General features: G+C 56.1%; 7 protein-coding genes. 4 read left to right on the top strand and 3 right to left on the bottom strand.

Going from position 1 to position 12,802, the window contains the following annotated elements; all coding sequences use genetic code 11:
- The first annotated feature begins 18 nt into the window (after positions 1-18).
- Entirely contained in the window at positions 19-399 is a 381-nt protein-coding gene (locus LOC70_RS17730) for a GxxExxY protein (RefSeq protein WP_230255323.1), read from the top strand.
- Between the two features lie 169 nt (positions 400-568).
- Here LOC70_RS17730 and rlmN read toward each other — a convergent pair whose 3' ends face one another.
- Complete coding sequence (gene rlmN / locus LOC70_RS17725) at positions 569-1,645, bottom strand: 23S rRNA (adenine(2503)-C(2))-methyltransferase RlmN (protein WP_230255322.1); 1,077 nt, start codon at positions 1,643-1,645, stop codon at positions 569-571.
- Positions 1,646-1,802: 157 nt separating this feature from the next.
- On the opposite strand from rlmN, the gene LOC70_RS17720 reads away from it, so the two are divergent.
- The 3 genes from LOC70_RS17720 to LOC70_RS17710 all read left to right on the top strand — a co-directional run bounded on the left by LOC70_RS17720 (position 1,803) and on the right by LOC70_RS17710 (position 9,245).
- A complete protein-coding gene (locus LOC70_RS17720; RefSeq protein WP_230255321.1) occupies positions 1,803-5,423 on the top strand; it encodes a PVC-type heme-binding CxxCH protein in 3,621 nt (1,206 codons plus the stop codon).
- 286 nt (positions 5,424-5,709) lie between these two features.
- The gene (locus tag LOC70_RS17715) at positions 5,710-7,479 is read left to right on the top strand and encodes an AI-2E family transporter (protein ID WP_390889082.1); all 1,770 of its coding nucleotides are present in this window, start codon (positions 5,710-5,712) and stop codon (positions 7,477-7,479) included.
- Between the two features lie 71 nt (positions 7,480-7,550).
- Entirely contained in the window at positions 7,551-9,245 is a 1,695-nt protein-coding gene (locus LOC70_RS17710; RefSeq protein WP_230255319.1) for a hypothetical protein, read from the top strand.
- Here the strand turns inward: LOC70_RS17710 and LOC70_RS17705 are convergent, their stop codons facing one another.
- Complete coding sequence (locus tag LOC70_RS17705; RefSeq protein ID WP_390889053.1) at positions 9,246-10,559, bottom strand: DUF1501 domain-containing protein; 1,314 nt, start codon at positions 10,557-10,559, stop codon at positions 9,246-9,248.
- Between the two features lie 110 nt (positions 10,560-10,669).
- Positions 10,670-12,754, bottom strand: a complete 2,085-nt coding sequence (locus LOC70_RS17700; RefSeq protein WP_230255317.1) for a DUF1549 domain-containing protein — start codon at positions 12,752-12,754, stop codon at positions 10,670-10,672.
- Positions 12,755-12,802: the final 48 nt, after the last annotated feature.

Raw genomic sequence — 12,802 nt, 5'->3', positions numbered from 1 at the left:
CATCGAGCGGAGAAGTGGATGGCCGAAAACGAAATCAGCAAGAGGATCGTTTCCGCTGCGATTGAAGTGCATCGGAGCTTGGGAGGTCCAGGCTTGCTCGAATCCGTTTACGAGGAAGCTCTCGCTTACGAATTGACTCAGACTGGCTCTGACGTGCGTCGGCAAGCCCCTTCACCGATTCGTTACAAGGATGTCACGCTGGCGACTCCCTTGAAGATCGACTTGCTCGTCGATGGTCTTGTAATTGTCGAATGCAAAGCCGTCAACCAATACAACCCAATCATCGCGACTCAGCTTCTGACGTACCACCGACTAAAAAACCTCAGGCTCGGGCTGGTGATTAACTTTGGCGAAAGGCTGGTCAAAGACGGAATCCATCGTGTTGTAAATAACCTTTGAAATTAAAATTCCACGAAGCCAAGCTTGAAACACTACGAGTCCTTTGCGTCCTCAAGCCTTTGCATCTTTGCGTTAATAAGCATTCCCGGTTACTCCTCGACGAATTGACTGCTTCAGACGACGACAGCCAATAGTTACTCAGACTGTTTTCAAATGCCTTCGACCATGCTCACCGAATATTGATTTGGACCGCACGGTCTGCCATCGCTCGTAGTCGGTTTTCTTGGCGGATGAGTTGGCCGCAGGCGGCTTCGATATCGCTGCCAAGAGAATATCGCACGGTGGTTTTGAAACCAGCTTCTTTCAACTCGCTTGCGAAGGATTCGATGCGTTGTTTCGGCGTGGCCTTCAAATGAGGCGATGCGTCGATGGTGTTGTACGGGATCAGATTGATGTGGACGCGGAGGTCACCAATCCAATCAATCAACCTCCGAACGTCATCGGTTGAGTCATTCAGCTGATCCAACATCAGGTACTCAATCATGAATTCACGATCTTGAATTGACTGGATCTGCGAGATCGTCGAGTGCAGTTCTTCCAGAGAGGCTTTTTTTCCTAGCGGAATGATTTTCTCGCGGACGGCTTGGTTGGCCGAGTGCAGACTGAGAGCCAAATTCAACTTTGGAAACCGCTTCGCCAAACGCAACATTCCGGCAGGGACACCCACGGTGGAGACAAGCAGGGTGCTGGGCGAACGAGCGAAGTGATCGCTTGCGGTGAGCAATTCGATCGCTCGGGTCACGTTGGACTCGTTGTGCAAAGGCTCCCCCATGCCCATGAACACGATGTTGCTCAACCGGCGGCCTTCTTGCTGAAGCAACTGCCCCGCCTGAACGATCTGGTCAAGGATCTCGGATGTTTCCAGATTCCGAGCGATGCCCATCTTCCCGGTGGCACAAAAGTCACACGCCGCGGCGCAGCCAACTTGACTGGAAACGCACAACGTCGTTCGCCCCGTCGCGATTCGTAGAATCACCGACTCAATCAGCATTCCCGATCGGGTTTCGAACAACAGCTTCGTCGCGCCGTCCAGCTCAGAATCCATCCGCTGATACAGTTCCAACACGTGCAATGAAACCGAGTCGGCCGCGGGAAATTTTGCCAAGACCGAGCTGTCTGATTCGAACTTCTTCAGCAGGTCGTTTCGCAATTGACGGATCGCCTGCGGATCCAATCGATGTTCGCGACGCAGCGACTCCATCGCATCGGGATCGAACAAACAGGTTTTGCGGTCAACGGCGGGCATGAAACGAACGGCAACTAACGGGAAAGAAACGAAAAAGCATCCGCGGACGATTTGTACCACCCGCCTTCATCCGGCCCCTGGATGCAAACCTGCTAGATTGTGGGGCCTCTGTGCAAGCCATAGAGAAGCCCATCCCGCCACTCTGTCAAGAATTGAAATGACAAGCCCCACCTTTTGGCGTTCCCTCCTGCCTTCGTTTCTGTTGGCCATCAACCTACTGCTAACCACGGTCGGTTTTGCCCAAAATGACCTGACGGACATCCCCGATCCCCATCCAACCGCCGAGGCGTCGGCAATGAAGTTGGCCCCCGGGGCCGAGGTCAATTTGTTCGCGGCGGATCCGGACATCCGTAAACCGATCCAAATGAACTTCGATCGAACGGGAGCGTTATGGGTCGCCAGCAGCAAGTCGTATCCACAGGTCAAACCGGGTGAGATCCCCAATGATCAGATCGTGGTCCTGCGGGATCAAGACGGCGATGGCGTCGCCGAATCCAGCACCGTTTTTGCGGAAGGATTGTTGATTCCCACTGGTGTGATTCCCGACGGCCCTCACGCAGCCTACGTGGCCGCCAGCACTGAATTGCTGCACTTCAAAGACACCGACCACGATGGTGTGGCCGACGAGTGGCGGATCGTGCTCAGCGGTTTTGGAACCGAAGACACCCACCATCTGGTGCACACGCTGCGTTGGGGTCCGGACGGTTGTTTGTACTTCAACCAATCCATCTACATTCACTCCCACATCGACACGCCGGATGGCACCAAGCGTTTGGACGGTGGCGGAATTTGGCGGTATCGACCCAGCACAGGACAGTTAGAAGTTGTCTGCAAAGGATTCATCAATCCTTGGGGACACGTTTTCAACCAAAATGGCGAATCGTTTGTCACCGACGGGGCTTACTTCGACGGGATCAACTATGCCTTTCCCGATGCCGTGTTCGTGACCTCCCCCGGTGCAACACGTTGGTTAAGCGGCCTGAACCCCGGGAGTCCCAAACACTGCGGTCTAGAGATTCTTTCGGGAACTCACATCCCATCCGAATGGCAAGGTGACTTGCTCACCAATGACTTCCGCAGCCATCGCGTCTGCCGGTTCAGCGTCCGCCCTAACGGAGCTGATTTTGTCAGCCGTCAACAACCCGAATTGCTGACCACGGAACACGTGGCGTTCCGTCCGATCGACGCTCGCATGGCACCTGATGGAACGATCTTGATCGCGGATTGGTACAACCCCATCATCCAACACGGCGAAGTGGACTTCCGTGATCCACGACGCGATACCGAACACGGGCGCATTTGGCGGGTGTCGTTTCCCGATCGTGAACTTGACCCGTGGCCTGACTTTGATTCGGCATCCACCCAGGAATTGCTCGGCTACTTAGAAGACGCTTCTTTGAGCGTTCGTCAATTTTCTCGCCAAACGCTCTGGGAACGAATCGAAGAACCCAATTTCTTTCAGCAAGTGAGCGACTGGGTCAGCAGCGCCGAGGCCGAGCAGTTGTTTTCAAGAACACTGGAGACTCAATGGCTTCACGAAGCCGCATTGATGCCGATCTCGACCGGACCCTCCTTGCGGCGTCTTCAGGCCTGGAAGCAGGATCCAACCCAGGTCCCCGAAAATTCACGTGCTTGGTTGCGGAGCCAGTATCGATCGGCCGAGCAAACCGCGATTCTAAATCCGGGGCAGCGTGAGAGCGTGATGGCCGAAGCCGCCGACTTGATTCGTGTCGCGGCGGCGATCCCCGATCCCGCTCTCACTTTGGAAACGGTGGTGCAATGCGGCCAACTCAACACGCCTGAATCCGCCATTTGGCTGCATCAGATTTTGGCACGAGAACTGACATCGGCTTCGTCGCTTGAATCCAAACCATCACTTGATTTTGCGATGTGGCAATCGATTCGAAACACGGCGGAGCATTGGCAACAAGGGAACAGTGAACTCGATCGGGTTTGGAAATCATCGCCAGACACGTTGGCCTGGGCGGTCCGTGCTGTCTCCACATCGGATGCTGCGAAGCTTTTGATGGAACGGATTCAGTGGGAGAACCCGGTCTCCGATTCCGCCGATCAAACTTGGGTGCACGCCATCGGCGAAGTCGCCACCGCACAACAGATCGGCGAGGCACTGAGTCGTTCATTGAGTGGCGACACCGCTCAGGTGCCCGCTCGTATGTTGGCTCTGCTGGATGCCACGGCGGTTCGAAAGAACTTTCAACCGACGGACGCAAATCGGACGATCTCCGACTGGCTGGAGTCTCAACCTTCTTCAACATCGAACTTGACGACACTCAATTGGCTCGCACGTGCGGCGGGCCAGTGGCGAGTGCAATCAGCAGAGACGGCTTTGCTCAAGGCCATCGATGATCCAAAGCTTTCCGAAGCCGCGGATCGTTCGAGCTGGATCCAGTCCCTTGCTTCTTTGGAGTCGGCCGACGCAAAACAGATGCTCAATCGGTTGGCGCGTAACGGGTCGACTTCTGATCGAATCGCTGCCATCCAAGGAATGGCCAACGCTCGTCCCGGTGCCGCGGTCGCTTTGGTGGTCGAGGCACTTCGCTCGCCCGACATGACCGAGGTGGCTCGTGGTTGGCTGACGCAATCGTTGGCACGTCCCGATTTGGCCAAACGTTACACCGAGAAAATAAGCGAGATTGAGCTGGCATCCGACAACGCTCGCGAAATCCTTCGGGCGGTTCGATCCGCGGGCGGGAACGCGAATTTAGAACAAGCCATTCGCGATGCGGGCAAACTTGCTGACGCGACGTGGAAGCTGACTCCCGAATTGCAGTCTCGCATCCTGGAAAAGGTCCACGCTTCTGGCTCGGCTTCTCGCGGCGAAATGATCTATCGGCGAAAAGAGCTTCAGTGCATTTCCTGTCACGCGATCGGTGCCGGCGGTGGCTTGGTGGGTCCCAACCTGGTCTCGCTCGGCGGAAGTTCTCAACCGGACTATGTGCTGGAGTCACTGCTCGATCCAAGTGCACGTTTGAAGGAAGGCTACTCGACCCGCAAAATCCTGACAGAAGACGGCGAGGTCATCAGCGGCATTGCAATTGGACAGAGTGAGGAGTCACTGCGTTTGCGGTTGGCCGACGGCACCGAACGAGACATTGAGGTCGATGCGATTTTGGATGACGCTCCGGGTCGGTCGCTGATGCCGGAAGGTTTGCTCGACGATCTGACCGAAGCCGAATTGGTGGACTTGACCACGTTCTTGGTTGCGTTGGGTCGGGATCCGCAGTACACGGTTTCGACGGAAAACCTGGTGCGAACCTATGAAACGCTGAACTACACCGCGGAAGCCAATCGTCGACTGAATCGAACCAGCGTCGATACGGCGGCCAGCGATGACGCGGCGATGACGTGGCGACCGCTGACTTCGTTGGTCAACGGCAAACTGCGGATCCAGGAATTGGATCAGTTCAAACAACACCGTCAAACGCCTCCCACCAGCTTCGTCCGATTTGGACTGGAGGTCGTTCCAGAAAACGCTTCCCAAAACGAAACCACGGTTTCGATCCGGCTGCAACGAGACGATTTGCCGACCGATGATCCGGAGCCCAGTTCGGCAGCCAACCCCGCTGAATCGGCCTTGAATCGTTGGTCCGGTTTGGAAGCCTGGGTGGATGGAAATCCCACGCCAACCTGGCGTTTGAGTGAACTCCCCTTGTCTCGCGGGCGGCATCAAATCACGTTGTCGATCAATCGCGAAGCGGTGTCCCAACCATTTTCGCTCGTGATCGAAGGCGACGCCCAACCGGCAACAGTTGATTGAAAGGGAGTTTGTGGGCCGAAGAAAGAAAACCTCGTCCAACCGTTCTCGCACCAACTCGACTCACGAGCGGGCTGGCGATCCGTCTGCAACGCCCAACCACGATGCGAAAGAGGGCGAACATCCGTCTTCCGTGGCGGGCGAACATTCGAAGTCGTCTTCGCCAAGCCAGCCGCTGACCGATAACCAACCTGAAACCGCCGCAGATGGTGAGCGTGACAAAGAACCAGGCAAAGGCGCGCCAAAGGTTTCCGCGAAAGTCAGCGAAAGCGGCGAAGGTCGAAAACAGATCCTCTTTCCACAATTGCCCTCGCTTTCGCGAATCATGTCGGTGGTGATGTTGGTGATTGGGATCCTGGCGGTCGGGGTTCTGTTTTATCGGCTGATGATTGGCTTCTTCGTGCCGTTATTTTTGGCGGCGCTGTTGGTCGTGATCTTCCGTCCAATCCATCTTTGGATTCTGCAGAAAACCGGCCAACGAAAACGAGTCGCGGCGGGAACGACCACCGCACTCATCCTGTTCATCGTGTTGTTGCCGCTGGGGGTACTGGTTTCCGTTGCCACAACTCAGTTCACGATTTTGTTGAGCAAGATGAATCTCAGCAACATGTCGGTGGCGATGGAACGCGTTCGATCGCAAGTTGGTTTGTCGCTGCCGCACCCCGAGCATTTCCGAGAACTGGATCGCATCGTTGGCGACATCACCGTCCCCGAAGCCGATGATCCGTTGGCCGTCCAAAACAAGATCACGGAACTGCGCCAGGCGGCGGCGATCATTCAATACCTGCAGACCGAAGTCCCCAACGCGGACATGGCCACCGGCGCATCCGAAATCGCGATCGAAAACCTGAACGAATACGCGGATTTGTTGCGGGCATCGATCGACGAGGAACCGGCACCAGGCTTCCTTCCATCGCCAAACAAATCAACCGCGCCCGCAACGTCCTCTTTGGGCGGGCTCGAGGAAGACGAGTTCTCGGACGACTTCGATGCGTTGGTTCCCGATTCCGACGAGCGTTCGACGGCTGATGAGCCTCCCCGCAATCCGGTCGAGCCTTCTTTCACGAACGCCCCCGCAGCGGAAGACGAGGCAACGCTTTCGGCAACGCCTTCACTGGACCAGCTAGGGCCATCAACCGACACCGACCTTCCGCTGGAACCCGATGCGAATGCCGGCGATACGCCTTCCGATTCGGCGGGGCGAGACGAACCTCGTTTGCTGGTTCAGCTCAACAAGAATGAACGATTCGAAAGGCCCGCGGTCATCACGGCGGCGTCGGTTCGAAGCTGGATGAATTTGTTGCTAGGTGGATCACTGCGCAGCCAATTGAGCCTGCTCGCCAACCCGGACGAAGAAGACTTTTCCTCGTTGATCCGGATGGCTCGTGAATCGCTTCAACCTCGCTTTGTTCGATTGACCAGCGCCACGGGAAGCATTGTCGCCCAAGTGATCTTCGGCTTGGTGATTCTTGTCGTTGCGGTTTACTTCTTTCTGATCGATGGTCCGGTGATGATCCGCACGTTGATGCGATTGTCACCAATGGATGACAATTACGAACATCAATTGTTGATGGAGTTCGATCGGACCAGCCGAGCCGTAGTGTTGGCCAGTGTCGCGAGTGCGTTGGTGCAGGGCATCTTGGCGACGCTTGGGTTCTGGCTGGCAGATTTTGATCAGATTGTGCTGCTGCTTTTCTTGACCAGTGTGATGGCATTGGTGCCATTCCTGGGCGCGGCGTCCGTCTGGGTTCCGTGTGCGCTCTGGCTGGGGTTGGTGGAAGAACGTTGGATCGCCGCATCGATGCTGGCGTTGTACGGGGCAACCATCGTTTCATCGATTGACAACGTGATCAAAGTTTATGTGCTTCACGGTCGCAGCCAACTTCATCCTTTATTCGCTTTGTTGAGTGTGATCGGTGGCGTCTCTGTGTTTGGTCCGATTGGAATCTTGGTGGGCCCCATGGTGGTTGTCTTCCTTCAAACGTTGCTGGAGATCCTGAATCACGAACTGAAAACCAGCCACGAAGACGAGAATCAACCGATCTCGTCGGCGGGCTGAAATGGCTGTCGGGCGTAGTTACAATGCGGGGAAAATCCGCTCACCACGCCTTCGTCGAATTGGTCTCCCTCATGTTGGTCACACCTTGCCCCCGCTGCCACGAATCGGTTCGGATCCCAGATCGTTTGTTGTCGGGGCAAATTTCCAACACGGCTCAAGTGCAATGCCCTTGGTGTCTGGCAACCCTGGACCACCATGAAATCGAAGCCGCGCTGCCACCCGCTTTGATCGTTGTGGGTGATGATTTGTCCGCGGAAGCGGAGGCGGGAACGCCATTGGGCCTCACCAGCTCCGAAGAAGACGAGGTGCCTGGATTAGCAAGCATGGATCCTGCACCAACCACTCTCGCCAGCGGCCCCACCGCGCTCGTGGATGACGATGCCGACCTGGACATGTTCGAACCCTCGGACATCCAAGACACATCCAGCGACGTTGGCAACGAAGGTGTGTTGCAAGAAGAAGGTGTGCTGCAAGAACACGAAGCAGTCACCGTCGACGCCCCCGAAGATGATGAAGACCTAGACGCGTTTTTGGTCAACGACGAATCCAGTGATGCGTCCGATGACATTCAGTTGGAAACCGGCGGTGAAGAAGATCCACCGATGGCCATCTATTCCAGTGATCGCAAACGCCGTAAAAAGAAATCGATGTTGAAGACGGTGGGTTCGCCCATCCTAGGTGCATTGCTTGCGTTACCAATCGGCGGCGGTTTGCTTTGGTACCTGGATGCTTTACCGAACCTAGGTTTCTACCCGCTGGATGGATCGCTTAGTTCTTCGACCCCAATTCGCAGAACCGCCGCACCTCCATCGTCCTACACTCCTCCGCCGATGGACTCATCACCGCAAGGCAGATCCCTCGCGGAAGATCTGAACGAAAGCGATTCCGAATTGCTCACTCCAGTGGAAATGGACACAAGCGAATCGGATATGGTCCCGGAATCTGATCCGGCCGCAGACGCCTTGGCGGAGCTGACTCAAGACGATGCATCTGAATCGGATCTCGCAATGGAAGCGACCGAGGCCCCGTCTGAACCCGCTGCACCAATTGATTCTCCCGCAGCGGAAGATCTCGCGAACACAGAACCATTCCAACCATCCGATGCACCGGAGAACGACCTTGATCCGGTCGCAATGAACGAACAACCAGACACCTCGTTCGATCTGCCGATGACGGATGAGGCACCTGCGGAAACGGATCTACCGGGGCTGCCTGCTGCGATCAGTGAAGTCACATCGGCGGAGCCCGCCGAAATGAGCCTTCCGGAAGATCCAGTGGAGTCACCGACAACCGACGTTTCGTCCGACCTCAGTTCCTCGGTCGATGAGATCGGCATGGTGCTTGATCGCTTGGAATCGCTGGACGCCGAAGACCCGAAATTTCAGCAGGCTGTTGTCTACGCGTACGGAATGATGTCGCGAGTCTCTTCGGATGCAAACTCGGACGACCTGGAACAGCTGCAGCCGTTGGTTGACCGCATCATTGGCAACACGCCACTGTTCGTTTCATTCGCCAGACAGGTTCCCGCATGGATCGACACGCCACAGGAAACACGCCAAACCGATGGCGCCATGATTTTGGGCAAGATCGAAGCAACCGATGAAGAAAACGGATACCAAGTTCGGTTGATGAACAAAAAGGCTTACCCGGTTCGTTTTGCGGATGACGTTGATCCCCAAACGCTCACGATGGTTGCGTTTGGAAAATTGGATGCTGAAGCGCAGCCCGCATCGTTCGAGATCGACTGGATGAAGCCCGTGAAGTGATCAGCCGATCATCGAACGGATCACTTCACCCTCGCTGCGTTTCATCGGACGACCGATCGGCGTGTTCAATTCCACGTCGGGTTCCAGTCCCAAACTCTCCAGAATGGTGGCGTGCAAATCTGGGATCGTGACGGGCAGCGTGACATGCCGATCGGGCTTGTCGAAATCGGGCTCGGCTCCCGTCGCCCCATGAACATGCCCACGGCGAATCCCGCCACCCGCGAAAAGTGTGCTGAATCCGTGCACCCAGTGATCACGTCCCGCGGCCGGATTGATTTGGGGCGTTCGTCCAAACTCACCGCCGCAAACAACCAGCGTGGACTCTAGCAATCCCCGCTCTTCCAATCGTTTGAGCAAGGCGGCGATTCCCGAATCCAACGTTTCCGCGGCACTGGATTGCAAGCTGTGATTGTTGATGTGGCTGTCCCAGCCGGTCAACGTGATCTCAACGCATCGCACACCAACCTCAATCAGCCGCGAGGCGGACAGACAACTGCGACCGAACGCATGATCGCCAAAGGCATCTCGTTCGGATTGCGGTTCTTCGTTGACATCAAACGCTGACAGCTGATCACTCGACATCATCCGCCGCGCGGCTTCGGTCCCGGCCAAGTGCAGTGTTCGATTCTGTTCCAGGTCACGAATGCGTCCACGAGTGAATTGCGGTTCGAGTATGTTGGTCAAAGCATCCAACCGTCGTTGATAGCGAGCGTCATCCACTCGGGCCCGCACGTCAGGAACGGGTTGTGCCGGGTCACCCGTCTTGAACGCATCGAACTGCGGACCCAAGTAACCGCCCGTCGCGGCCGACCGCCCGGCAAGGATCGAAATGTGACGTGGAATGTCCGCTCCCGCTTCATCGGCGTGGCAAAGAATGCTGCCGATGGAAGGATGTTCCAGCGTTGGATCCGGCCGGAAACCAGTTTTCATCGCGTAGATAGCTCGCTCGTGATCGCCTTCCTTTCCGACGACGCTTCGCACCAACGAACACAGGTGCATTTGCTCGGCCAATCGAGGCATGGTGTCAGCGAGCTGAACACCTTTCAAACTGGTATCGATGGCGCCCACATCACCACCGTATTTGGTCCCCGCGTGCGGATCAAAGGTTTCCAGTTGGCTCGGCCCACCTTCCAGCCATAGTAAGATCACGCTCTTGGGCGGCTTGCCGGAGTCCGCTTGCTGCTCAGCCGCCAGCGTCAACTTTCGTGCCAGCGCCGACATCATGAATGCCGAACCGGCCCCCAGCAATCGACGCCGAGAGAGGTGAGTGCGCACGTCACAAAGCGTGTGCCCCGATGGTTTGCTGATCGACATCGTCATTTCAGTATCCTCTCGCTCGCTTCAAGCTTCAGTTCGTCTTTTGATAAATCTCGTTCGAACCCACGCCCCGTTTTGGACCAAGCAAGGGTTCGATTCCCTGCTGCTCAATGGTTCCAGCCAAATTCGCTGCTGTTGAGCAGCACCCACATCAGGTCCGTGATCTCCTGGTTTCGCGATGTCGCCGGTTCGTTTTGTTCGCGGACTTCACGCTTCAGCCGCGAGGCAAAGTGTTTCAATTCTCGTTCACTGGGCTCACGATTCAGCACGGTCAGATACAGCGTTCTCACGACCGCTTCATCATTCTCGGAAAACATTTCGATGTGCGACGCGGCACTCAAAACCGGGTTGGGTTTGGACGTCTCCGCAACCATTTTGCCGTTCAGCATCACCAGTCGCTGCGTGATGGTGACCGGCTGTTGCGTGAACTCGTCTTCACCCAAGTCCCCATAGCGTTTTAGAAAATCGTTGGTTTCACCAAAACGCATCAATTGCACAAGGAACGAGGAATCGCGATTGATGGTCTTGATACGCCCCGCTTGAATCGCGGCGCCCGCCACCTGCTCCCCGCGCAACCTCGTGACAGGAAACACCGCCATCGCCAATTCGTGTTGTTCGGTGACATCGAAGTCCGCTTGGCTGCTGACTTGGAACGCTGGCGAATCCGTGATCCAACGGATCAGGTCTCGAATGTTGAAATCGTTGGCAACAAAAGCATCGGCCAGCGTTTGAATCATCGGCGACGGAGGAATATCCAAGGGCAGGTTGTCCACTTCACCAACTTGGAATCCGTATTCCGTTTCTATGCCCGGTGGTTGCCCGAACAACAACGTCCAAAACCGAGTCACCGCAGCTCTCGCAGCAGGTTTGTTTTCAGGGTGTGTTAACCAGTAGGCCAAACGTTCGCGATCGCTGAGGTAATGCGGCAACTCCGATTCGTCGCCAGCTACTTGCGCATGGTTCTTTTGCTCGCGAGCCGGAGGCAACAAATCGCGTCGATACGGAACATCGGGTTCAACTTGGACTTCTTCGTCTTCGTAAAGAAACTGATACTTGTAGTCAGCCTTCTGATTGCGAAGTCCTTGCACGCCCTCGCTGGTTGCCGCCGTGAAGAACGCGGCCAACGAATGGAAATCTTCTTGGCTGCCCTCACGCAGCACACCCACGTCACTCGCAGTCGGCAACGAATCGTCGGATGCTCGGTGTTCGCGAGGGATCCAATCGTCGGTGCAGTGCACCATCCAATCCGCGTTGCCTAACGAGACATTTCCCAGGAAGTCGTCATGGCACTGCAAGCAATCGATTCGCACCCCCAAGAAAGCTCGTGTGGTTCGTGCTGCCAATCGAACGGGGTCGGGTCCGTCATCGCCACTATCAAACGTCACCGTGTAGTAGTTGACTTCCGGACGGTCGGTCCAAACCCCTTCGGCGATGATCAGCATCTTCACCAAATCATCGTAGTGAGTGTTCTTAGCATATTGCTCACTCAACCAAGTCCGAAACCGTCGGCGGCGATAGAAAATGAACGGGCCTTCGTCGGCACCGACCAAATAACGAGCCGTCCGTTCGGCCCAGTACTGATGGAATCGATCACTGTTGAGCAAGCGTTCGCGGTGCACGGAGACTCGCTCGGCTTCCGGAATTCGCTGTAACGATCGGATCTCTTCCAACGACAATCCGGTTCCCACCAAAGCCAACGACAGACGCCGGCAAACGGTCAGCCAATCCGCCATGGGTGCCGGTTCCAAACCCCGTTCGTCCAGGCTCAATCGCCACTGCTCGGCCAACCGTTCCCGGAGAACATCCTCCGGTTTCTTTTCACGAACCCCGTCAGCCCGCAACGCGACGTTTTCAATTGCCGGCACACCCGCTTCCGAGGGCGAATTACCCTGGATCAACACCGAATGGTCGGTCGAGGTTGAATCAGAAGCGATCTCGAGCGTTGGGATGGCCGAAGGGTTGGGACTCAACCCCGAACTCAAAAACGCGAAGGTCATCAGCATCAATCCGCCGAGCACCACCCATCGGCCGATCGCCCGGAATCGACGTTTCCATGGAGGACGTTCTGACGAAGCTTGGGAGACAACTTCGGCCTCCACGTCCGGCACCAACTCAGCGACCACCGGGACGTCATCCGCGGGCCGATCGATGGGGCCATCGCTGGTTACGTTTTGACTTTCATGAAATGACATGTCTGTGTTTCGCTTCCCAACAGGCTATCTTGCCAATGACTCCCTCAT

It is taken from the genome of Rhodopirellula halodulae, assembly GCF_020966775.1.
GTDB lineage: Bacteria > Planctomycetota > Planctomycetia > Pirellulales > Pirellulaceae > Rhodopirellula > Rhodopirellula halodulae.
The sequence above is the reverse complement of the archived record's forward strand: the minus strand, read 5'-3'. Positions and strand labels throughout refer to the sequence as shown.